Source organism: Halopseudomonas yangmingensis (assembly GCF_900114825.1).
Classification (GTDB): domain Bacteria; phylum Pseudomonadota; class Gammaproteobacteria; order Pseudomonadales; family Pseudomonadaceae; genus Halopseudomonas; species Halopseudomonas yangmingensis.
The window spans coordinates 61,169-83,076 of sequence record NZ_FOUI01000015.1 but is presented as its reverse complement, the minus strand read 5'-3'; the positions used below and the strand labels follow the sequence as shown (position 1 = coordinate 83,076).

Annotated in this window: 19 protein-coding genes; 9 read left to right on the top strand and 10 right to left on the bottom strand. The window is 57.5% G+C overall.

Going from position 1 to position 21,908, the window contains the following annotated elements; genetic code table 11:
• Nucleotides 1-588: 588 nt before the first annotated feature.
• From pssA to BMZ23_RS12605, 4 genes are all read right to left on the bottom strand, one after another.
• Nucleotides 589-1,425: a CDP-diacylglycerol--serine O-phosphatidyltransferase gene (pssA, locus tag BMZ23_RS12620; protein WP_093477985.1), complete on the bottom strand. Its 837-nt coding sequence runs from the start codon at nucleotides 1,423-1,425 to the stop codon at nucleotides 589-591.
• 124 nt (nucleotides 1,426-1,549) lie between these two features.
• Complete coding sequence (gene ilvC / locus BMZ23_RS12615) at nucleotides 1,550-2,566, bottom strand: ketol-acid reductoisomerase (protein ID WP_093477983.1); 1,017 nt, start codon at nucleotides 2,564-2,566, stop codon at nucleotides 1,550-1,552.
• A 52-nt stretch (nucleotides 2,567-2,618) separates the two neighbouring features.
• Nucleotides 2,619-3,110 carry an acetolactate synthase small subunit gene (gene ilvN, locus BMZ23_RS12610; protein ID WP_093477980.1) on the bottom strand — a complete coding sequence of 164 codons (492 nt, stop codon included), beginning with the start codon at nucleotides 3,108-3,110 and terminating at the stop codon, nucleotides 2,619-2,621.
• Nucleotides 3,111-3,112: 2 nt separating this feature from the next.
• Entirely contained in the window at nucleotides 3,113-4,837 is a 1,725-nt protein-coding gene (locus BMZ23_RS12605) for an acetolactate synthase 3 large subunit (protein WP_093477977.1), read from the bottom strand.
• A gap of 450 nt (nucleotides 4,838-5,287) precedes the next feature.
• On the opposite strand from BMZ23_RS12605, the gene BMZ23_RS12600 reads away from it, so the two are divergent.
• Nucleotides 5,288-5,722 carry a DUF4124 domain-containing protein gene (locus BMZ23_RS12600; protein ID WP_093477974.1) on the top strand — a complete coding sequence of 145 codons (435 nt, stop codon included), beginning with the start codon at nucleotides 5,288-5,290 and terminating at the stop codon, nucleotides 5,720-5,722.
• Nucleotides 5,723-5,733: 11 nt separating this feature from the next.
• On the opposite strand, the gene BMZ23_RS12595 is transcribed toward BMZ23_RS12600, so the two are convergent.
• From BMZ23_RS12595 to mrcB, 3 genes are read right to left on the bottom strand one after another with little or no spacing between them, the layout of a single operon-like run.
• Nucleotides 5,734-6,060 carry a YqcC family protein gene (locus BMZ23_RS12595; RefSeq protein ID WP_218143606.1) on the bottom strand — a complete coding sequence of 109 codons (327 nt, stop codon included), beginning with the start codon at nucleotides 6,058-6,060 and terminating at the stop codon, nucleotides 5,734-5,736.
• On the bottom strand, nucleotides 6,057-6,719 hold the full coding sequence (locus BMZ23_RS12590) for a tetratricopeptide repeat protein (protein ID WP_093477968.1): 663 nt from the start codon (nucleotides 6,717-6,719) through the stop codon (nucleotides 6,057-6,059). Before BMZ23_RS12590 ends, BMZ23_RS12595 begins: the two co-directional genes overlap by 4 nt.
• Nucleotides 6,720-6,729: 10 nt before the next feature.
• The gene (gene mrcB, locus BMZ23_RS12585) at nucleotides 6,730-9,054 is read right to left on the bottom strand and encodes a penicillin-binding protein 1B (RefSeq protein WP_093477965.1); all 2,325 of its coding nucleotides are present in this window, start codon (nucleotides 9,052-9,054) and stop codon (nucleotides 6,730-6,732) included.
• Between the two features lie 108 nt (nucleotides 9,055-9,162).
• Here mrcB and BMZ23_RS12580 point away from each other — a divergent pair, with 108 nt between their 5' ends.
• Both BMZ23_RS12580 and BMZ23_RS12575 read left to right on the top strand, forming a co-directional pair.
• Entirely contained in the window at nucleotides 9,163-10,719 is a 1,557-nt protein-coding gene (locus tag BMZ23_RS12580) for a bifunctional aminoglycoside phosphotransferase/ATP-binding protein (RefSeq protein ID WP_093477962.1), read from the top strand.
• 142 nt (nucleotides 10,720-10,861) lie between these two features.
• A complete protein-coding gene (locus BMZ23_RS12575) occupies nucleotides 10,862-11,677 on the top strand; it encodes a cyclic nucleotide-binding domain-containing protein (protein WP_093477959.1) in 816 nt (271 codons plus the stop codon).
• A gap of 159 nt (nucleotides 11,678-11,836) precedes the next feature.
• Here BMZ23_RS12575 and BMZ23_RS12570 read toward each other — a convergent pair whose 3' ends face one another.
• On the bottom strand, nucleotides 11,837-12,703 hold the full coding sequence (locus BMZ23_RS12570) for a ChaN family lipoprotein (protein ID WP_093477956.1): 867 nt from the start codon (nucleotides 12,701-12,703) through the stop codon (nucleotides 11,837-11,839).
• A 93-nt stretch (nucleotides 12,704-12,796) separates the two neighbouring features.
• Between BMZ23_RS12570 and BMZ23_RS12565 the strand changes: the two genes are divergently transcribed.
• Nucleotides 12,797-13,138 carry a Rieske (2Fe-2S) protein gene (locus BMZ23_RS12565; RefSeq protein ID WP_093477953.1) on the top strand — a complete coding sequence of 114 codons (342 nt, stop codon included), beginning with the start codon at nucleotides 12,797-12,799 and terminating at the stop codon, nucleotides 13,136-13,138.
• A gap of 8 nt (nucleotides 13,139-13,146) precedes the next feature.
• Here BMZ23_RS12565 and sfsA read toward each other — a convergent pair whose 3' ends face one another.
• The gene (gene sfsA, locus BMZ23_RS12560) at nucleotides 13,147-13,851 is read right to left on the bottom strand and encodes a DNA/RNA nuclease SfsA (protein ID WP_093478014.1); all 705 of its coding nucleotides are present in this window, start codon (nucleotides 13,849-13,851) and stop codon (nucleotides 13,147-13,149) included.
• Nucleotides 13,851-15,023 carry a pyridoxal phosphate-dependent aminotransferase gene (locus BMZ23_RS12555; protein WP_093477950.1) on the bottom strand — a complete coding sequence of 391 codons (1,173 nt, stop codon included), beginning with the start codon at nucleotides 15,021-15,023 and terminating at the stop codon, nucleotides 13,851-13,853. Before BMZ23_RS12555 ends, sfsA begins: the two co-directional genes overlap by 1 nt.
• 268 nt (nucleotides 15,024-15,291) lie before the next feature.
• On the opposite strand from BMZ23_RS12555, the gene dksA reads away from it, so the two are divergent.
• From dksA to BMZ23_RS12530, 5 genes are all read left to right on the top strand, one after another.
• Complete coding sequence (gene dksA / locus BMZ23_RS12550) at nucleotides 15,292-15,732, top strand: RNA polymerase-binding protein DksA (RefSeq protein ID WP_093478011.1); 441 nt, start codon at nucleotides 15,292-15,294, stop codon at nucleotides 15,730-15,732.
• Between the two features lie 45 nt (nucleotides 15,733-15,777).
• Complete coding sequence (gene gluQRS, locus BMZ23_RS12545) at nucleotides 15,778-16,680, top strand: tRNA glutamyl-Q(34) synthetase GluQRS (RefSeq protein WP_093477947.1); 903 nt, start codon at nucleotides 15,778-15,780, stop codon at nucleotides 16,678-16,680.
• A gap of 93 nt (nucleotides 16,681-16,773) precedes the next feature.
• Nucleotides 16,774-16,950 carry a hypothetical protein gene (locus BMZ23_RS12540; protein ID WP_093477944.1) on the top strand — a complete coding sequence of 59 codons (177 nt, stop codon included), beginning with the start codon at nucleotides 16,774-16,776 and terminating at the stop codon, nucleotides 16,948-16,950.
• On the top strand, nucleotides 16,934-19,888 hold the full coding sequence (locus BMZ23_RS12535; protein WP_093477941.1) for a sensor histidine kinase: 2,955 nt from the start codon (nucleotides 16,934-16,936) through the stop codon (nucleotides 19,886-19,888). Before BMZ23_RS12540 ends, BMZ23_RS12535 begins: the two co-directional genes overlap by 17 nt.
• Before the next feature lie 18 nt (nucleotides 19,889-19,906).
• Nucleotides 19,907-21,319 (top strand): sigma-54-dependent transcriptional regulator, encoded by a 1,413-nt coding sequence (locus BMZ23_RS12530; protein ID WP_093477937.1) that lies wholly within the window; start codon nucleotides 19,907-19,909, stop codon nucleotides 21,317-21,319.
• The last annotated feature ends 589 nt before the right edge of the window (nucleotides 21,320-21,908 follow it).

Sequence of the window (21,908 nt, the reverse complement as noted above, 5' to 3'; positions counted from 1 at the left end):
ATCGGGTTTTGAGAAAACCCTAAACTTGGCTCAGTCGTACAAATAAACTCATGAATTCACAGAGTTACTTGTGTCGACTGACAATCTTGCGATCATCAATTCTCCCACAAGCACCCACACGAATTACTTGATTCCAGATTGTTAAAGAGCGATTCGGTCAGCGCTTTGGCTCAACCAAGGCCGCGCATTTTACGCCAGCCCTACATCCTGTCAAGCGTTTATTTTCGAGAATCCGGTAACTTACACACCCTCGAAACCGCTTGTCCAACCCGCCTGGCTCAAGGCCTTTAGCGTGTCAGGGAGGCGCATTCTACAGCAGTTTGAACCGCTGTCAACACCTCATTTTGCGCTTTAATCAACACCGCCGATCCAAGCACCTGGAGAGCTACATCACCCTCCCCAGTGAGCGGCGCATTCTACACCACTCCGCTGATCCGTCAACCGCTTAAATCTAAAAAAGATTTGCAAGCCATTGATTCTAAAGCGCTTTAACAAGACGCCCCGATCAGCGAGAGGCGCATTATAGGCGAACCAACACAGCCGCCAACCACATTCTCTGCTAATTGTGGAAATTTGCCTTGATCCAGCTCAATCCCCACCCTCAGCAGCTGCCTGACGCCCCTTCCTCCAGCGCCAGCCTGCCAGCACTGGGCCTGATGCGCTGTACACAATAAAGATCAGCCAGAGTATCCGTGAAGGATCAGTAGAGATGATGGCAAAGACCAGCACCACCAGCAGGATTACAAAAAATGGTACTCGCCCCTTCAGATCCAGGTCCTTGAAGCTGTGGTAGCGAATATTACTGACCATCAACAGGCCTCCCAGCGCAGTAAGCACGCCGACGAGCAAACCAATATCCTTGCCATCGATACCGAAGTCGCTCAACGCCCACACCATGCCGGCCACCAAGCCTGCTGCCGATGGACTGGCCAGACCGGTAAAGTAGCGCTTGTCCTGGGTATCTATGTGCGTGTTGAAACGCGCCAAACGCAATGCGGCGCCAGCCACATAGATAAAAGCGAACACCCAGCCAGCCTTTCCCAAATCATGCAATGCCCAGCTGAAAGCGATCAATGCCGGTGCCACGCCAAAGGCAACCATGTCCGACAAGGAGTCGTACTCTGCCCCAAAGGCGCTCTGGGTGTTGGTCAAGCGCGCTACCCGCCCATCTAGCCCGTCCAGCACCATGGCGACGAAAATGGCGATGGCTGCATGGGTAAAATTTCCATCCATCGCGCTGACAATGGCATAGAAACCGGAAAACAGTGCTGCCGTGGTGAACAGATTGGGAAGCAGGTATACGCCTTTGTGCCTGATCTTTTTGCCGTCTGGTCCTGGCACTTCCTCAATATGCTCGTCGATTGGCAGCAGGCTTAAGGGATCGTCCGTGGCGCTGTTTTTTTCCTGCTCATGCATGTCGCTCATATCTACACCTGATTGCTGAAACCAAAAACACAGTGTGGCAACTCGACCGACAGTTGGCCAGCCCGAGACACTTCAGACAAACAAAAAGCGCGGCCTAAGCCGCGCTTTTTGGAGATACCATCGATCAGTTCTTGCTCTTGTCGACGATCTTGTTGGCAGCGATCCACGGCATCATGGCACGCAACTTCTCGCCTACCACTTCAATGCCGTGCGCGGCATTGTTGCGACGGGCAGCAGTCATCGATGGGTAGTTGTGAGCACCCTCAGCGATGAACATCTTGGCGTATTCACCGGACTGAATGCGCTTGAGTGCATTGCGCATGGCTGCACGCGACTCTTCGTTGATAACTTCAGGGCCAGTAACGTACTCGCCATATTCGGCATTGTTGGAGATCGAGTAGTTCATGTTGGCGATACCGCCTTCGAACATCAGATCAACAATCAGCTTGAGCTCGTGCAGACACTCGAAGTAGGCCATTTCCGGCGCATACCCGGCTTCAACCAGTGTTTCGAAGCCAGCCTTGACCAGTTCGACAGCACCACCACAGAGTACAGCCTGCTCACCGAACAGGTCGGTTTCGGTTTCGTCCTTGAAGGTTGTCTCGATAATACCGGTACGACCACCACCAACACCTGATGCATACGACAGCGCAACATTCTTGGCGTTGCCGGAAGCATCCTGGAAGATCGCTATCAGATCAGGAATACCGCCGCCACGAACGAACTCGGAGCGCACGGTGTGTCCCGGCGCCTTGGGGGCGATCATGATCACGTCCAGATCCTTGCGCGGCACGATCTGGTTGTAGTGAATGGCAAAACCATGGGCAAAAGCTAGAGTCGCACCCTGCTTCAGGTTCGGCTCGATCTCGTTGCGATACAACTGCGACTGGAACTCGTCCGGGGTCAGGATCATTACCAGATCGGCAGCAGCTACTGCGGATGGTACATCACTGACTTTCAGACCATGGGCTTCTGCCTTGGCCACCGAAGCAGAACCTGGACGCAGACCGACAGTCACATCCACACCAGAGTCCTTGAGGTTGCAGGCATGGGCATGGCCTTGCGAGCCATAGCCGATGATGGCAACTTTTTTGCCCTGGATAATGCTCAGATCACAGTCTTTGTCGTAATAGATTTGCATGGAATTCCCCTGTTGATTGGTGCAGGCCTCGTGGGCCTGCGGCCTAATGGATTCAGATACTCAAAACCTTTTCACCACGCGCAATACCGGAGACGCCGGTACGCACCACTTCAATGACTGAAGTGGGGCCGACAGCTTCAATAAAACTGTCCAGCTTGTCTGATGTTCCTGTCAGCTGCACTGTGTATACGCTGCTGGTGACATCGACAATCTGGCCACGGAAGATATCAGTCGTGCGCTTGACCTCGGCGCGCTGGGCTCCGGTGGCCTTGATTTTGACCAGCATGAGCTCGCGCTCTATGTGGCTGCCTTCGGACAGATTGACCAGCTTGACCACCTCAATCAGCTTGTTGAGGTTCTTGGTGATCTGTTCGATAACGTCGTCATGCCCCTTGGTTGTCAGCGTCAGGCGTGACAGCGTGGGGTCCTCAGTCGGCGCCACAGTCAACGTCTCGATGTTATAGTTGCGCTGCGAGAAAAGGCCAACAACCCGCGACAGGGCACCCGGTTCGTTTTCCAGCAGTACGGAAATGATATGTCTCATGATCAGGTTCGCTCCGTCTTGCTCAGCCACATGTCACGCATCGCCCCATCCTTGATCTGCATTGGATAGACGTGCTCGGAGGTATCCACGCAAATATCCATGAACACCAGCCGGTTCTTGAGTGCAAACGCCTCCTGCATGGCACCCTTGAGGTCTGCGAGCTTTTCCACGCGCATGCCGACATGGCCATAGGCTTCTGCCAATTTCACAAAATCCGGCAGCGAGTCCATGTACGAATGCGAATAGCGACTGTTGTACTGCATGTCTTGCCACTGACGAACCATGCCCAGAGCCTGGTTGTTCAGGTTGATGATTTTCACCGGCAGGTCGTACTGAAGACAGGTCGACAACTCCTGAATATTCATCTGGATGCTGCCTTCGCCGGTAACGCAGGCAACTTCGGCTTCAGGGAAGTGCAATTTGACGCCCATGGCCGCTGGGAAACCGAAGCCCATAGTCCCGAGACCGCCGGAATTGATCCAGCGATTTGGCTTGTCGAAACGATAGTACTGGGCTGCAAACATCTGGTGCTGCCCGACGTCGGAGGTGACGTAGGCATCTCCGCCCGTCACGTCCCACAAGGCCTCGATGACGGCTTGCGGCTTGATGATCACACCATCGCCACTGTCATAAGGAAATAGTCCGCGATTACCGCGCCACTCGTCGATCTGCTTCCACCAGCTTGCCATCACATCCTTGGCAGGGCGCAGCGAATGGTCGCGCGCATTGGCGATCATTTCAGCGAGAACACCGTCAACCGGCCCTACAATCGGCACATCAGCCTTGATTGTCTTGGAGATAGACGCCGGATCGATATCAACATGGACGACCTTGGCATTCGGGCAGAATTTGGCAGCGCCATTGACAACCCGGTCGTCGAAACGCACACCGACAGCCACGATCACATCACTGTGGTGCATGGCAACGTTGGCGACATAACTGCCATGCATGCCAAGCATGCCAAGGAACTGGCGATCAGTTCCCGGATAGCAACCAAGCCCCATCAGGGTATTGGTGACAGGAACATTCAACTCGCGGGCCAGCTCGGTCAGCTGCTGTGAAGCACCACCAAGGATAACGCCACCACCAGCATAAATAATCGGACGCTTGGCTGCGGCAATCAGCTCCATGGCCTTGCGGATCTGGCCTGAATGGCCACGCAATGCAGGATTGTAAGAACGCAGCTTGACCTTCTTCGGATAGCTGTATTCGTACTTTTCTGCAGGATTGGTCATGTCCTTGGGAATATCTACCACGACAGGGCCCGGGCGACCGGTCTGCGCAATATAGAATGCCTTCTTGATAATTTCAGGAATTTCGCGCGGGTCCTTGACCATGAAGCTGTGCTTCACGATTGGCCGAGAAACACCGACCATGTCGGTCTCCTGAAAGGCATCAGTACCTACTGAAGTGCTTGGCACCTGACCCGATATCACTACCATGGGAATCGAGTCCATATAGGCGGTAGCAATACCAGTAACTGTGTTGGTAGCCCCTGGACCCGAGGTCACCAAAACCACCCCGGCCTTGCCTGTGGCACGGGCGTAACCATCAGCCATGTGCGCTGCCGCCTGCTCGTGGCGCACCAGTATGTGCGTCACGTCATCCTGGCGGAAAATCGCATCGTAGATATGCAGAAGGGCACCACCCGGGTACCCGTAGATATACTTAACACCCTCGTCACGCAATGCGCGGACGACCATTTCAGCGCCGGATAAAAGCTCCACTTTGAATCACCTCTAGCATGCCGTCCATTGCCATGGACAGCCGGATACCTGTTTGTTGCTCGGCAGCGCAGTAGCAACGGTAGTTGTACTGCATCAGCTTGACTACGTGCATCGGAGACGGTACGTCTTGGGTACTGATACCGCCTCACCCAGCGCGAGGTAGCGCGTGCGGGTGCCAGGCCGGGAGCAGACGGGTCGCCTTCCCGGATTGAGCATATGAAGCCAGCCGTTATTTGTTGAACAACGGCACCTGCCTCATGAGAACCCCAAATTGTTTACACTCAGGGCGCACAAGTCAAGCAAGGCATCACTTCCTCGAACATTTTACTGCTACGCAGGCACTTAATCCGGCCAACCGCTGTGACTTTGTGCACAGCACCGCCTGCAGATGATTGACTCCGCAGCCGGCTACTGAAAGACTGCCATTGGAGACTTTTCAGGAATACCTACATGTTGAAGAAACTCACCCTGTTGTCTATGGCATTGCTGTTCTGCGCCAGCTTGCAGGCAGCACAGATGTACCGCTGGATCGACGATCAAGGCGTCACCCAGTTTGGCCAGAACCCGCCGACCGACCGTCCCTATGAAGCTGTTGGCATTCGATCTGCACCGCCGCCAGGCGGCTTTGTAAGGGCGCCAGCACCGGACATCGACGTAACACCCCAGGATCAGGGTAGCGCTGAAGAGCGCGCCGCAAGGGCCGCGCGCGAAAAGCGACTGGCAGAGGAATGCGGAAAGCTCAGAGAAAACCTGCAGTTACTACTGGACAATCCCCGCCTGCGGCGCACAACAGAAAGCGGTGAAGTGGTGCGTATTGACGAAGAAGAGCGTCAGCAGCTTATTTCTGAAACTCGCGAACAAATCCAAGAGTTCTGCAACAACTGACCCTCTGACATTCAGCCTGCCAGAGACAAGCCGGCCAGGTGCCGGTCTATCCTCTGCAGGCTGGACAATACCCGCCGTGGAGAGGGCTGCAGCGCCTGCTCACCCATGGGGGCCAGAACAGCCTGTGGAAGCTGCTGCCGCCGTCTCGCAATCTCACGCATACGAGGCAGGAACACCCACTGCAGCCATTCTTCAAAGCCCAGCGTATCCACACAGAATGGTGCAAGACTGGCCAGACGCTCTGCTACCGGAGGCGTCGCTCCCCACAACCCCTCGTCGCGCAACGCCTGTTCCAGCTCATCGAGCAGTACCAGCAAAACACCATGGGCTCCACTCACGAATCCACCCGTGCGCGCCGGCGGGCATCTGCGGCACCGGGGGCATCGCCTTGACGCTCACGTGCCTGCGCCACCAGCTCCCACAAGCCGGCCTGTAATGCAGGCCTTCCACTTGCATAGTTCAATCCGCGACGCGCCAGCTGTTCGGCCTGCGCAGTATCACCCTGATTCAGACGGACTTGCGCCAATCGGTAAAACACCTGGGGTTCACGTGGTGCTATGCGCATTGCACGCTCAAGACTCGACGCTGCGGCATTCAGATCACCATTACTCTCCTGCTGCCGTGCGCTAGTAAGCAGCGCCAGAACCGGCCCATCCAGACGCTCGTCATCCTGAAGCGGCGAAGTTCCGCCCGCGGGGGTGAAAATGCTCTCACGCCCGGTCTCAAGTACCGGGGCAGACTCAAGCGGAAAGGAATCGACAGCTCTCGACTGACCAGCATCATCCGGCACCATCACCACCACCGCTGAACCGGCTTCCTGACGCAGCGCAGAAGAGGCAGAAGCAGCAGAGGAAGATGCTGGCGCAGCAGTCGCAAAACGCCCCTCCTCGTTACTTACTGTTCGTCCGGCATCAACCACTGGCGCCATTCCGCCGGTACCGGCACAGCCTCCAAGAAACAGCAACGCCAGCGAAACCGGCACACTCCAAAAACGCATGGTCTTTCTCCTATTGCAGCCAGCCGCGGATCATATCAAAAACCTTGCGACCCTCTCGCATCACAGGCTCGGTGTCCAGCAATGGGCGACAGCCGGGGCCTGGCAACGGCTGATACCCCCTGTGAAATGGCATCTCTACCGCACCCGGACACCCCTGATCACTTCCCAATCCGGTCAATGGGTCAATCCAGGCCATCACGATATTTTCCGGCAGACGGTCCGAGAGGCTCTGGGGGCGCGCCTCGCGCATGAACGCAGTCCATACGGGCAGAGCGCCCGTAGCGCCAGTCAGCCGTGTACGGTCGTTATCGTCCCGGCCGATCCAGCTGACTGCCAACAGATCGTCGGAGAACCCCGCAAACCAGCTGTCTCGCAAATCGTTAGTGGTTCCTGTCTTGCCCGCCAGACGAAGTGAAGATGGCAGCTGGTTGTAGGCAGAACGCCCGGTTCCCTCACGCATCACACGGCTCATCGCTTCCTGGATCAGGTACACACTGGCACTGTCGAACTGCTGATGGATCTCAAGGGGATAGCGATGCAACGGATCGCCTTCAGCCGTCAATACATTGCGGATAGCACGCATCGGCGTACTGAATCCACCACTGGCAACGGTCTGATACATCTCGGCAACCTGCATCGGCGTCATGGCACCAGCGCCGAGCAGCATTGACGGATAGGCTGGCCAACCATGCTTTACCCCCATTCGCTCAACCGTACGCAGCACATCCGGCACCCCTAGCTCGACCCCGAGCCGGACCGCTGCCTGGTTGTAGGAACGACTCAGCGCCTGATGCAGCGGCACCATTCCGTGACTCTGACGATCATAGTTCTGCGGCGTCCAGGTCTTGCCAGGCTCAGCCTCCAGCGTAATTGGCGAGTCGTCCAGAATACTGCTCAACGCGTAGCGCTCGGGGCGCTCCAGCGCAGCCAGATAAATTGCCGGCTTGACCAGCGACCCCACTGGCCGGGAAGCGTCCAGGGCACGATTGAAGCCCGAGAAGCGCGGGTTACGGCCACCGACCAGCGCCAGCACTTCTCCATTCTGCGCAGCGGTAACCACCATGGCACCTTCAAGTTGTTCGTCGCCCAGCCGGCGCAAGGTGCCCTCTACGGCCTGTTCTGCCTTACGCTGAAGTAATGGGTCCAGGCTGGTAAAAATACGCAACCCTTCACTGCTCAGATCCTCGTCACGGTAATCAGCACGCAATTGACGCTTTACCATATCCATAAAAGCAGGATAACTGGTATCAGCCAAGCTGCCGCGCTCAGTCACGTCCAGCGGCCTCTCCAGCGCCTGGCGGGCTTGCTGCTCACTGATAGCTCCCTGTTCAGCGAGCATCTGGATCACCAGATCTCGCCGCGCCTTGCTCCGCTCGGGGTGACGGCGCGGATTGAACAACGACGGCCCCTTCACCATACCCACCAGCAACGCCACCTGATGCAGCTCCAGTTCATGCAGCGGCTGTGAGAAATAATACTGGCTGGCCAGACCAAATCCGTGGACTGCACGACGGCCATCCTGACCAAGAAACACTTCGTTCAGATAGGCCTCAAGAATTTCTTCTTTGGGGTAATGCAGTTCCAGCAGCACTGCCATGATCGCTTCTGTTCCCTTGCGCACCAGGCTGCGGTCACTGCTCAGGAAAAAGTTTTTTACCAGCTGCTGGGTCAGCGTGCTGCCTCCCTGCACCACAGAACCGGCCGTCATGTTGACCCAGGCGGCACGAGCAATCCCCTTGGGGGATACACCAAAGTGCTGGAAAAAATCACGATCCTCAACAGCCAGCAACGCTTCCAGCAGATAGGGAGGCGACTGATCGAGGCGAATCAGGATCCGGTCCTCATTGTGCGCCGGATAAATCCCCCCGATCAGCAGCGGCTCCAGCCGCGCCATCACAGGATCATGCCCGCCCTCCAATGCTGCGATTCGCTCACCATCAAAACGCAGGCTGATTCGCTGGGCCGGCTCATCCCCCTCAAAAAAGCGGAATCCGCGCGTATACACATCAACCCTGCCAGCTGACACACTCATCTGGCCGGGTTGGCGCACATTGGGGGCCTGGCGATAACCAAGCGCGGCCAGTTCTGTCAACAGATCCTCACGCACCAGCCGCTGCCCTGCATAGAGTTCCAGTGGCCGGGCAAACACCTTGGCCGGCACAGCCCAGCGCTTGCCGGAAAATTTTTCCTGCACAACTGCATCAAGATAAACTGCCAGCCCTGCCAGCAATACCAGTCCCACCAGCGCAAGACGCGCGGTCCACCAGAACAGCGCCCGTCCCCAACGACGCGAAGCGCCGCCCTTACCCCTGCCTGTTCTTCTACGCTTGCCCATCATCTGCCTTCTGTATGTTTGAACGGCCGACAGCCGTACCCCTCAACGCTGGATTGCATCAGGCCAGCCCTTCATAATGCCTGAATTGATTACCAGCAAGGACTCCCCGTGAACCAGACCTTCGTCAGCGCGCTGCAGAATCCCGAGCTTTTCCCGCACCCCGTCAGCGGTTTCGAACTGATCGAAACCCATATTTCCTGGGTACTGCTGACCGGCGACTTCGTTTACAAGATCAAAAAACCGGTCAACTTCGGCTTTCTCGATTATTCGACGCTGGAGCAGCGCGCCCACTTCTGCAAGGAAGAACTACGTCTTAACCAGCGTCTGGCGCCGGACCTCTACCTTGCGGTTATTCCTGTATACGGCAGCGCTGAATCTCCAAGTCTCAAGCCTGACGGGCAGCCCATCGAATACATGGTAAAAACCCGCCAGTTCCGCCAGCAAGACCTTCTTGGCAACCTGCAGCGCGACGGCCTTCTTCAGAACTGGCACATAGACCAACTGGCTGAACGGCTGGCAGCCTTCCACGCAGACATCCAGACCGTTGCCGCTGACGCACCTCAGGGGCTGCCGGAACAAGTGCATGCTCCCGTCACCCAGAACTTCGAGCAGATTCGCCAGCTGATCAATCAGCCCGACCAGCTGTCTCGTTTGCAAACACTGGAAAACTGGGCGAATACTACCTTCGATCGGCTGCATGCCCAACTGCAGCAGCGCCGGGATTCGGGGTTTATCCGTGAATGCCACGGTGACATCTATCTGGACAATGTCACGCTGGTCGATGGTCAAGTGACCCTGTTTGACTGTATCGAGTTCAATGAAGATTTTCGCTGGATCGACACCATGAGCGACGTCGCCTTCATGGTAATGGATCTGCGCGACCGCCAACTTGACCGACTGGCGAACCGATTTCTCAACCGCTACCTGGAAATCACCGGCGATTATGCCGGGCTTGCCGTTCTCGATTACTACATTGCCTATCGCGCCATGGTCCGCGCCAAAGTAGCGCTGTTACGCCTGACCCAACCTATTGATGAAGCCGGTCGACTCGAGGTGATGCAGCGCTATACCGGCTATATCAGCCTGGCCATGGCATGCTGCACCCGCAACAAACCTCTGGGACTGATCATGCACGGGGTTTCCGGATCAGGAAAAAGCACGCTGGGTTTGCAACTGGTTGAGCAACTGGGCTGCGTACGACTGCGTTCCGACATCGAACGCCAGCGCCTGTTTGCCGATCACAAGGAATCCGATCGCTACTCCGCCCAGGCCGGAGATGCCGTCTACCAACTTCTGGGCAGACTTTCTCAACTGGTACTGGATGCAGGCCGTAATCTTCTGATCGATGCTACGCATCTGCAACAACGGCAAAGACAACTGGCACGTGAACAAATTACCGCCAGCTCAGGCATTGCATTGATCCTGCATTGTCACGCCCCGCTGGAGCAACTGGAGCAGCGCATCCAGCAACGCCAGCAACAGGGCGAAGATCCGTCGGAAGCCGATATCGACATCCTGCACAAGCAGCTGGCCGCTCTCCAGCCACTGGTATCGGACGAGCAGGCCATCAGCTTGGATGCCAACCAGCCCTTGGTCAATCTGTTGCAAGAAATTGGCAAACGCCGTGATGCTGCATGCGTGACCAGCAACAGCACGGAGAAATAGTTCACATTGGGCGGGATCGAGGATTGGCAAAGCGGTAAAAGGGCTTTATGTTTCCTAGACGGAAGACCCTACAGGAGTGGTGTCGATTGCCTCTCTGGCAGCCACCAACACGGACCTGAACATTCAAACAAGGAATTCGCCCATGTACCTGATTGGTGAGCAGCCCCCGTACGCAGAAAAACTGATCCAGGACTTGCAGCAGATTCCAGCCCGCCTGCTCGCCGATCTGGCTCCCTGCGACGAGCCCATTCATATCGATGCAGCAGATGACATCTACAAGGTAATCAATCACAGCAAGCTCTATTTGCTTAAAAGCGGCCTGCTGCACGCCACCATTGACGGCAAAACCTTGTTCTATTTGCAGGAGGGCGACCTTATCGGCCTGCGTCAGGGACTCAACGCAGCACCCTGCACCTATCTGTGTGAAGAGCCCATGGAGTTGCTGCCCTACGACCGGCAAACCCTGTTCAGTCATATTCACGCCAACAGCCAACGTCAGGAACTGTTTACCCAATACATTCTGGGGCAGGCGGCATTGATGTCGGATGCGCTGGCCCGCACCAAGCCCGCTGAAATACGTCCAGCTACCGGTTTTCGCCATTTTGAGGCAAATGCCGAACTGATCCGCCAGGGCGACGAGGCCGATCACGTTTTCATCATTACCGAAGGGCATGCCGAGGCCTTCGTCAACGGCATCAAGGTGGGCGATGTACAGAAGGACGAGATTTTCGGCGCGATGGCGCTCTTCACCCGTGAAAAGCGCTCCGCCACGGTCGTTACCAGCATGCCGACCACCGTCATGATGATTCCCAAGGAGCAGTTTCTCGCGCTCATGCAAAGCAACCCGCGGATCGCCCACAGCCTGATCGAAAGCATGGCAAGGCGTATTGACCTGATGAACAAGGAACTGACGCATTTCAAACAACTCGCCGCCGACGGGCAGGCGAGTGAAAAATAACTCAGCAATAGTATTGACTATTAAACGATAATCATTATTATTAGCAACAAGCCATCGCGAGATGGCCCGGATAACGGATTGTCGCGAGACGAACGGTTATCTCCTCATCAGGCTAATCACGGATTTATGCCCGCTTACAAGCGGGCTTTTTTTTGGTTCTCAATCCGCCTCGGCCATACCCGCACAATAATCCTGCTCAGGTTGTGCTGGCGTGATCCAGACAAAATCCGCCGGGAAGCTGTTCGGCAAGGCTTCTCCGGCCTCAAGCAATACGATGACCAGTGGGCGCGGTTGATCCTCCGGCCAATACAAGGGCACGCCCAGGTCGTGCCGAACATGAAAACTTCCGGCAACCAGCATGGCAGGCACCGGCGCAGTCAACAGAGCAGCAGCCATGGCCTGGTCTCGCGCTTGCTGAATTGCCAGCATCGCTTCGACTTGTTTTGGCGGCAATTCGCGGCAATGCGAAGCGGCAATAGTAGCGCGCAAGCCATCCAGTGCCTCATCGGCATACACTGGCAGCAATGGCGGCGGTTCACGGTAAAGCTGGCCAATCAGCGCCCTGTCAATGTTCGCTGGATACAAGCCAACCCCCTGCTGCAACCCCCAGCGCAATAAGGGCGCATAGGCCTGCCAGTTCCACCCCGGACTCCAGTCAAGCAGCTCGTCCAGATCAGTGCGCTGCGCCGCACTGGCGTCCAGCTGCCGCAGCGCTGGTTGCTGGGCTGGCGTCAGCATTTCGAGCAACAGCGCCTGCTGCATGCGCCGCTCATGCAAGGCCTGCAGCAACCAAAACTGCAACGCCTGATGGTCAGGGTTATCATGCCGCTCACCGACCAACAGCCTGTCTGCCTCGGCCACACGCCGCACCAGCGCCTGTGCATCCAGCCACTGGCCATTTGAGATATCAAGTGCCTGCCCCAACCTCGAATGCTGCAAACCCTCGCTGCCCTGCCATGCTGGCAAGGGCTGGGCCAGACACTGAAAGCCAGCCAGCAGGCAAGCCATTAGCAGTAAGGGACGCATCGCTCTTCTCCGTATTGTACGATCACACCGGTGACCCGTTAGACCGGCCAAAGACCCGCAGACTGACTCAAACAGGACCATTGGAGACTCTACATGAGCACTCAGCCCGCCGACAGCCTGCGCCTGTGCAGTCTGGACGAACTACCAGACCCGGGTAGCCGGGGATTTGACATTGACGGCATAAAACTCTTTGCCGTGTGCCACCAAGGGCAAGTCCGCCTGTATCTGAACCGTTGTCCGCACAGGGGCATTCCGCTGGAGTGGCAGCCCGACAGCTTTCTCGACAGCTCTGGCCAATTGATCCAGTGTGCCACCCACGGCGCTCTGTTTTTGCCTGAAAGTGGTGAGTGTATTGCCGGCCCCTGCAGCGGTCAGTCGCTTCAGTCTCTGCACCATGAGGTGCATGACAATGCCCTGTGGTGGCGGCGAAACTAAGTCGTCTGTCAGGCGATCACTGGCAACAAACCGGCCAGTCGCAATCCGTCCGGCTCAGGGTTGAGCGCCAGCGCAAGAAGCTCGACACCGGTCTTGTCAGACTCGCGCAACAACCGCGCGTAATGCGGATCAAGCCCTTCAGCCGGACGGACCTCGCTGATACCGCTGCGCATGACACAAAACAGCAAGCAGGCACGACGTCCGAGCGAACGCTGGCGCATCAGCTCACGCAAGTGCTTTTGGCCACGCAAACTGACGGTATCGGGAAAGCCGCCAACGCCAGCTGAGAGCGCCAGGGTGACGCTTTTCACCTCAACCACACACTCTCCGTCAGCCCCGTCAAGGAGAAAATCAAAACGGCTGTCGCTGTCTTCAAGGCGCACCTCCCGACGAATACCGGAAAACCCGGCCAGCGGCTCGATCAGCCCTGCCTGCAGCGCTTGCTCCACCACCCGATTGGCTCGTGCACTGTGAATGCAGGCCCAGCCACCCTCCGCGCACTCAACCAGCTCCCAGGTACCTGGCAGTTTACGGCCCGGCCGGGGCTGCACACTTACCCACACCTGGCTGCCTGGCTCGGCGCATCCCAGCATTGATCCGGTATTCGGGCAATGCAGTGTCAACTCACGGCCGTCGTCCAGTTGCACATCAGCAAAAAAACGCTTGTAACGGCGCAACAGAACCCCGTGCTGAAGCGGTGCATCGAAAGGAATCAGCATGCGTATTGTTGCAACCCCAGTCGCAAGCGCTCGACCGCCTGCTCGAGCCTGTCAATTCCCGTGGTGTAGGCAAAGCGCAAATGCTGACGAGTGCGATGCTCACCAAAATCCAGCCCGGGGGTAATCGCCAGATGCCGGGTTTCAATCAGGTGTCGACACAGAGCCGCACTGTCGTCAGCTACGCCTGAACTGTCTGCGTACAGATAAAAGGCACCTTCCGGCACATGGGGAATATGCATCCCCAGCTCGCGCAAGGCTGGCAGCAGGAAGTCGCGGCGCTGCCGAAAAGCCTCCCGACGTGCCTCGCATATTTCCCGTGTTTGCTCGGTAAAGGCGGCCAGCGCTGCCCGCTGCGCCATGTGCGGTGCACAGATATAGAGGTTCTGCGCCAGTTTTTCCAGTTCCGCCACGGCCGCTTCCGGGGCAATCAGCCAGCCCAGTCGCCAGCCGGTCATTCCGAAGTATTTGGAGAAACTGTTAAGTACAAAGATGTCGTCATTTACCTCAAGGGCAGACACCGCGTCACAGCCGTAGGTCAGCCCGTGATAGATCTCGTCAACGATCAACTCGCCGCCGAGCCGACTGACAGTTGACGCCAATCCTGCCAGCTGCTCCCGCCCCATCAGGGTGCCTGTCGGATTGGCTGGCGATGCTGCCAGCACCGCCCGGCAATCCGCATTCCAATGCCGCTGCAGCTGCTCTGGCGTCAGTTGCCAGCCGTTCTCTGCCGAGGTTGGAAGCATCAGTGCACGCCCTTCGACCAGACGCAGGAAGTTGCGATTACAGGGGTATGACGGGTCCGCCATAACAACCTGCTGCCCGGGATTTACCAACAAGGCACTCACCAGCAGCAGCGCCGCAGAACCACCGGGCGTCACTATCACCCGACGCGGGTCAATATCCAGCCCATGTCGCTGGCGGTAAAGGCCGGCAATCGCTTCACGCAACTCGAACAAGCCGAGTGCTGGCGTATATCCGGTACAGCCATCCGCCAGTGCCCGTTGCCCAGCCTGGATGATGGGGATTGGTGTGGCAAAATCCGGCTCGCCAATTTCCATGTGGATAACATCCTCGCCGACGGCCTCAAGCTCTCTGGCTCTGGCCAGCACCGCCATTACATGGAACGGCTGGATATCCTCGATTCTTTCTGCCCAACGACTGCGCATCGCTATTCTCTCGGAGAAAAGGGCCAATGATACCTGCGTCGACCAGTCCGGTGGCAAAGCGGCCTTACCATAGGGCGGCAAACAGTAGCGCTGCCTGCAAGCTTCTGGTAGCTTTGCCGCCTTGCAGCCGAAGGCCGCAGCCCTGCCGGACCGTAAACACCCCCGGCAGAACAGGATGATAGAGCTCAAGCAAGCGCAATCGCGGCAACGCGACCTGTACGGACAAGTGCCTGCAGGCGATGCGCTGACCAATAGTGAGGCGGTTCTCATGCCCAGCAAAAGCAAAAAAAGTTCGATGTTGATCCGCGGTTTCGTGCCCTACAAGGAAAAGAAGGGCGAGGAATACATGAATGAAAACCAGCGCGCCCACTTCGCCGGCATCCTGAACACCTGGAGGCAGGAGTTGATGGAAGAAGTCGACCGCACAGTCCACCATATGCAGGACGAAGCGGCCAACTTCCCCGATCCGGCTGACCGTGCCAGCCAGGAAGAGGAGTTCAGTCTGGAGCTTCGTGCCCGCGATCGCGAACGCAAGCTGATCAAGAAGATTGATCAGACCCTGCAACGGATCGAAGAGGATGATTACGGCTACTGCGACTCCTGCGGCGTTGAAATCGGCATCCGCCGTCTCGAAGCCCGCCCGACCGCCACCCTCTGCATTGACTGCAAGACACTGGCGGAAATCAAGGAAAAGCAGACCGGCAACTAACCGGTCGCGCCCGGCCGCCACCTGGCGGCCGGCTCCCTCCCCGCCATGTCTGACACCCCCTATCGCGGCCGCTTCGCCCCCACCCCCAGCGGCCCATTGCATTTCGGTTCCCTGCTGGCAGCCCTGGCCAGTTTTCTGGATGCCCGCCAGCAAGGAGGCACCTGGATGCTGCGCATGGAAGACCTTGACCAGCCCCGAGTTCAGCCCGGCGCGGCCGACAGCATCCTGCGCACCCTGGAGCACTACAACCTGTATTGGGACGGGGATATTCGCTGGCAAAGCCAGCATTTGCCACACTATCAAGGGATACTTCAAGGACTGCTCGATTGCGGACTGGCCTTTGTCTGCGACTGCAGTCGTAGCCAGCTATCGACAACAAATGGCATCTATGACGGTCACTGCCGTGACCGCAAGCTCGGCAACACCGCTGATCGCGCTGTCAGGTTGCGCGTCGACAACGCCGAAACCGGCTTTACCGACCGGCTGCAAGGACCTTTCAGCCAGCACCTCGAGGCGGACGTGGGCGATTTCGTGATCCGTCGCCGCGACGGAATTATCGCCTACCAGTTGGCCGTTGTTGCCGACGACATCCAACAACAGATCAACCAGGTGGTACGCGGCGCCGACCTGCTCGACTCAACCCCCCGCCAGCTATGGTTGTACCAAAAGCTTGATGCCAGGCCGCCACACTACCTGCATATACCGCTAGCCATGCGCTCAGACGGCAACAAGCTGAGCAAGCGGCTGGGCTCGCCGCCACTGAGTGACAAGGGCGCAGCCCAGACACTGTTTCTCGCCCTGCAAGTCCTGCAGCAAGCACCTCCAGCCGAGGCCCAAGGGACACCGGTCAGTGAGCTTCTGGAGTGGGCTGTCAGACACTGGAACCCGCACCGCCTGCCGGCTTGCACACAACTGCCTGCCGACATACTGCCCACACACCTCGCCTGAGCACAGACCCTCTGCGCCTTTGCCTTGGCAAGGCGTGCGCGGGTCATTACCATGCAAAATACACTTACCCGGCATAGGCGTCTCCGATCCCGCATGTACATCTACCGTCTGGTGCTGCTGCTGGTCATTGGCATCTATCTGTTCTCTCCCGCCATCATGGATTGGTGGATAGATCCACAGGGTGCCTGGTACAGGCCTTATCAGCTTTGGTTGATTCTGATCATCGCCGGCATCCTGCTGCAGAGCCCTAAAGATGCCGACGAGCTTTGACCTCAGCCTGCTACTGCTGATCAGCGTTATTTACCTGCTGCTGCTGTTCGGCGTGGCCTGGCTTGGCGAACGCCGGCATATGCCGGCCGGCTTGCTGCAGCACCCGCTGATCTACACCCTGTCGCTTGGCGTATATGCAAGCGCCTGGACTTTCTATGGCTCGGTTGGCCTGGCGCACCAGTACGGTTATGGCTTTCTGGCCTCCTACCTCGGTCTCTGTGGTGCCTTTTTGCTGGCACCGGTATTGCTCAGCCCGATTCTGCGCATAACCCGAACCTATCAACTCTCGTCGTTGGCAGACCTGTTCACCTTCCGCTTTCGCAGCGCCTGGGCCGGAACCCTCACTACCCTGTTCATGTGTATCGGTGTGCTGCCCCTGCTGGCGCTCCAGGTACAGGCTGTAGCGGACTCGGTCATGCTCCTGACCAACAACCCCGCCCAGGACTCGGTAGCTCTGGGCTTCTGCCTGCTAATCATCCTGTTTGCCATCCTGTTTGGCGCACGGCATATCTCGACCCGTGAAAAACACGAAGGCCTGGTACTGGCGATCGCCTTTGAGTCGCTGGTCAAGCTGATTGCCATTGGCGCCATCGGACTGTACGCCGTCTATGGCGTGTTCGACGGCCCAGCCGACCTGCAACGCTGGCTGGGAAGCAACCAAGAGGCCTTGCGCAGCCTGCACACGCCGCTGCAGGAAGGGCCATGGCGCACCCTGCTGCTGCTGTTCTTTGCCTCGGCCATCGTCATGCCCCAGATGTACCACATGGCCTTTACCGAGAACCTCAATCCGCGCGCCATGGCCACCGCCAGCTGGGCACTGCCGCTATTCCTGTTAGTCATGAGTCTGGCAGTGCCTCCCATTTTGTGGGCAGGGCTGGAGCTGAATGTCAGCAGCAACGCCGAATACTTCACGCTTGGCATAGGTATACATTCCGGTGCCGACTGGCTCTCCCTGCTGGCATTTGTCGGCGGCCTCTCAGCCGCCAGCGGCCTGATCATCGTGGTCACCCTGGCCCTCTCCGGCATGGTCCTCAACCATGTCGTACTGCCGCTCTACCAGCCCAGTGCCGACAACAACATCTACCGCTGGTTGCTATGGACACGGCGCAGCCTGATCGCCGCAATTATCATGGCCGCCTGGGCCTTCTACCGGCTTCTAGGCGCCGAGCAGGATCTGGCCAATCTTGGCGTAGCCTCCTTTGTTGCCACCGTACAGTTCCTGCCGGGAGCGCTGGCTGTGCTTTTCTGGCCACGGGCCAATCGTCGCGGATTTATCGCCGGCTTGGCTGCCGGGATGCTGATATGGACCATTACCCTGCTGCTGCCCCTGGTTACCCAGCTATCATCGCTCAGCCTTGCTGGCTGGCAGCTGGTATTCGATGCCGACACCTGGCACCTGGCTGCAATCAGCTCTCTGAGCATCAATGTGCTGGTTTTTGTACTGGTATCCCTGTTTACCCACACCAGCAGCGAAGAGCGCAGTGCCGCCGACGCCTGTTCGGTAAACAACATCAGCCGCTCGCAACGTCTGGAGCCAATTGCCGGCTCACCCCAGGAATTTGCCCAGCAACTGGCCAAGCCGCTGGGCAACAAAACGGCACAGCGGGAGGTCGAACAGGCCCTGCGCGATCTCAACCTGCCTTTTGACGAGCGTCGCCCCTACGCGCTACGACGCCTGCGTGACCAGCTCGAAGCCAATCTGTCGGGCTTGATGGGGCCAGCGGTAGCCCAGGACATCATGGAAACCTTTCTGCCGTTCAAAACCGGGCATAAAGGCTATGTCAGCGAGGACATCAATTTTATCGAGAGCCGGCTGGAGGACTACCACTCACGGCTGACCGGCCTGGCTGCCGAACTGGATGCCCTGCGGCGCTTCCACCGGCAAACCCTGCAGGATCTGCCAATGGGTGTTTGTTCGCTGGCCAAGGACAACGAAATTCTTATGTGGAATCGTGCCCTGCAGGCGCTGACCGGAATCACTGCAGACAGCGTGATAGGTTCACGGCTGGATGACCTGCCACCACCCTGGAACCAGTTTCTGGTGCAGTTCGTGGAGGACCAGGAAGGCCACGCCCACAAACAGAAACTGCAGCACAACGGTCGCACCCAATGGCTCAACCTTCACAAGGCTGCCATTGATGAACCCGGCAAGAACCTCAGTGCCGGACTGGTACTGCTGATCGAGGATCAAACTGACACCCAGATGCTTGAAGAAGAACTGGTACACTCAGAACGGCTTGCTTCGATCGGGCGACTGGCTGCCGGGGTAGCCCATGAAATCGGCAACCCGATTACCGGTATCGCCTGCCTGGCACAGAACCTGCGCGAGGAATACCCGCAATCGGAAATCCGTGAAGCCGCCAGCCAGATCATCGAACAGACCCACAGGGTATCCCGTATCGTGCAATCACTGGTCAACTTCGCGCATGTTGGCAGCAGCCATCACAGTGCAACCGAAGCGGTTGATCTGGCCGCCTGCAGCAATGAAGCCATCCAGTTGCTGTCGCTCAATCGCGACGGCCCCGAGGTCAGGTATGTTAACCTGTGCCAATCCGAACATCAGGTAATGGGTGATAGCCAGCGTCTGGTACAGGTATTGATCAACCTGCTGGGCAATGCCCGCGATGCAAGCCAGCACGGCGACAGCATCACCCTGCGCACCCGCCAAACCGAGCACCATGTACTGTTCGACATTGAAGATCAGGGTAGCGGCATAGACAAGCACATCATGGATCGACTGTTCGAACCGTTCTTCACCACCAAGGAACCCGGCAAGGGTACCGGCCTCGGACTGGCCATGGTTTATTCGATCATCGAAGAACATTACGGACAGATCAGCGTGGAAAGCCCCGCCGATCTGCAGAAACAGCGCGGCACGCGTTTCACTCTGACACTGCCGCGCTTCAGTGACAGCAGCGTGGTCAGACTGAACGCCTGACGGCCACCCGAGGTAAGCATGGCAAAGATTCTGGTTGTTGAAGACGAAAGCATCATCCGCAGCGCACTGCGGCGACTTCTGGAAAGACACCAGTACAGTGTCAGCGAGGCTGGCTCGGTACAACAGGCCTGCAGCGAGAACAACCTCAACGATTTTGACCTGATAATCAGCGACCTGCGCCTGCCCGGCGAGCCTGGCACCGAAATGATTCGCCGCGCACCGGACACCCCGGTGCTTATCATGACCAGCTATGCCAGTCTGCGCTCGGCAGTCGATTCGATGAAGCTTGGTGCTGTGGATTACATTGCCAAACCCTTCGATCACGAAGAGATGCTCAAGGCTGTCAGCCGGATCCTCGATGAAGCCCGGCGCCGTCACAGCGCAGCTCCCACCCCTCCCCAGAGCAAGACAGAAAAGCCCACAGGCACTGACGACCAGCAGGAGCTTGGCATCATCGGCAGCTGCCCGGCCATGCAAACCTTGTTCAAACGTATTCGCAAGGTAGCTCCGACCGATTCAACGGTACTCATCCAGGGAGAGTCAGGCACCGGCAAGGAACTGGTAGCCCGCGCCCTGCATCAACTGTCCCGACGCGCCAAGGCGCCCCTTATTTCGGTCAACTGCGCCGCCATTCCGGAAACACTGATCGAATCGGAACTGTTCGGCCATGAAAAGGGGGCCTTCACAGGCGCCACGGCCGGACGAACCGGCCTGGTCGAGGCGGCTGACGGCGGCACATTGTTTCTTGACGAAATCGGCGAACTGCCACTGGAAGCCCAGGCCCGACTGCTGCGTGTATTGCAGGAAGGCGAAATTCGCCGGGTTGGATCGGTACAGTCGAGCAAGGTGGATGTGCGACTGGTCGCGGCCACCCACCGCGACCTCAAGACCATGGCGCGTCAGGGACTCTTCCGTGAAGACCTGTATTACCGGCTTAACGTTATCCAGCTAGGACTGCCGCCACTGCGCGAGCGTGGTGAGGATGTCATGCTGATCGCCGAAGCACTGCTGGGCAAGGCAGCCGCCAACATGCAGCAACACGGACTGCATTTCAGCCCGGAAGCGGCGCGCTCCATCCGCCAGTACAGCTGGCCAGGCAACGTCCGGGAACTGGAAAACGCCATCGAGCGAGCGGTTATCCTCTGTGATGACACGGCGATTTCTACTGACCTCCTGGGCATCGAACCGGATAACGACCGGGCCAGCCTTGCCACCAGCGCGTTGCAGACCATGCAGCGTGGCAGCACCTCAAGCAACCCGGAACCAACTGAAAACCTGTCGCTCGAAGACTATTTCCAACACTTCGTGCTTGAACACCAGGAGTACATGACCGAAACCGAGCTGGCGAACAAACTCGGCATCAGCCGTAAATGCCTCTGGGAACGCCGGCAGCGCTTGGGCATCCCACGCAAGAAGGCCAGCAGCCACTGACCCGGGTGTTACCGCCAAAGTGTTACCGAACACACCCCCATCGGTAACACTTATCCTGTCGAAAGGTAACACCCGCACACAACCTTCCTCGCCCCAAAACCTCGCAAATAACATAACCCATTGATTCTTAACATTTTCCAAAAGTTGGCACGGCAAATGCTATATGTCTGGCACAACAAGAATAAAAACCACAGAAAATAACAAGAACAACATTCAGCTCCACGCATAACAAAAACAAGATGTGCGCAGCTCGGCAAGCCGATTCTTTTGGAGAACAGGCCGGCGTTGAAGCGACAGAAACCGTAGAAAAATAAAAGTTGCCAAAGCAACACGGGGTTTCCGAAGCAAACAGACCGACCCATGCTTCCAAAGCAATATGCTTGTTGTTGACCGCCCGGGACGGGCCCATACGATGCATTGCATCGGCGTCATAACAACAACAATACAGCTCATAAGAAGAACAAAAATAATCGATTAGGGGGAGCCATGGCTCCCCTTGAGCTTTAACACCCTCCCCCGCAATTCGAATCCCACTCCAATTCAGGCTAGAATACAGCGCCTCGTAGACTGCGCATCGCCTTTGCCGGCA

Excerpts from the sequence above, each read along its gene's own strand:
- pssA (WP_093477985.1), bottom strand. The coding sequence starts at position 1,425 with ATGAGCGACATGCATGAGCAGGAAAAAAACAGCGCCACGGACGATCCC.
- ilvC (WP_093477983.1), bottom strand. The coding sequence starts at position 2,566 with ATGCAAATCTATTACGACAAAGACTGTGATCTGAGCATTATCCAGGGC.
- ilvN (WP_093477980.1), bottom strand. The coding sequence starts at position 3,110 with ATGAGACATATCATTTCCGTACTGCTGGAAAACGAACCGGGTGCCCTG.
- BMZ23_RS12600 (WP_093477974.1), top strand. The coding sequence starts at position 5,288 with ATGTTGAAGAAACTCACCCTGTTGTCTATGGCATTGCTGTTCTGCGCC.
- BMZ23_RS12590 (WP_093477968.1), bottom strand. The coding sequence starts at position 6,719 with ATGCGTTTTTGGAGTGTGCCGGTTTCGCTGGCGTTGCTGTTTCTTGGA.
- mrcB (WP_093477965.1), bottom strand. The coding sequence starts at position 9,054 with ATGGGCAAGCGTAGAAGAACAGGCAGGGGTAAGGGCGGCGCTTCGCGT.
- BMZ23_RS12575 (WP_093477959.1), top strand. The coding sequence starts at position 10,862 with ATGTACCTGATTGGTGAGCAGCCCCCGTACGCAGAAAAACTGATCCAG.
- BMZ23_RS12570 (WP_093477956.1), bottom strand. The coding sequence starts at position 12,703 with ATGCGTCCCTTACTGCTAATGGCTTGCCTGCTGGCTGGCTTTCAGTGT.
- BMZ23_RS12565 (WP_093477953.1), top strand. The coding sequence starts at position 12,797 with ATGAGCACTCAGCCCGCCGACAGCCTGCGCCTGTGCAGTCTGGACGAA.
- BMZ23_RS12555 (WP_093477950.1), bottom strand. The coding sequence starts at position 15,023 with ATGCGCAGTCGTTGGGCAGAAAGAATCGAGGATATCCAGCCGTTCCAT.
- dksA (WP_093478011.1), top strand. The coding sequence starts at position 15,292 with ATGCCCAGCAAAAGCAAAAAAAGTTCGATGTTGATCCGCGGTTTCGTG.
- gluQRS (WP_093477947.1), top strand. The coding sequence starts at position 15,778 with ATGTCTGACACCCCCTATCGCGGCCGCTTCGCCCCCACCCCCAGCGGC.
- BMZ23_RS12540 (WP_093477944.1), top strand. The coding sequence starts at position 16,774 with ATGTACATCTACCGTCTGGTGCTGCTGCTGGTCATTGGCATCTATCTG.
- BMZ23_RS12535 (WP_093477941.1), top strand. The coding sequence starts at position 16,934 with ATGCCGACGAGCTTTGACCTCAGCCTGCTACTGCTGATCAGCGTTATT.
- BMZ23_RS12530 (WP_093477937.1), top strand. The coding sequence starts at position 19,907 with ATGGCAAAGATTCTGGTTGTTGAAGACGAAAGCATCATCCGCAGCGCA.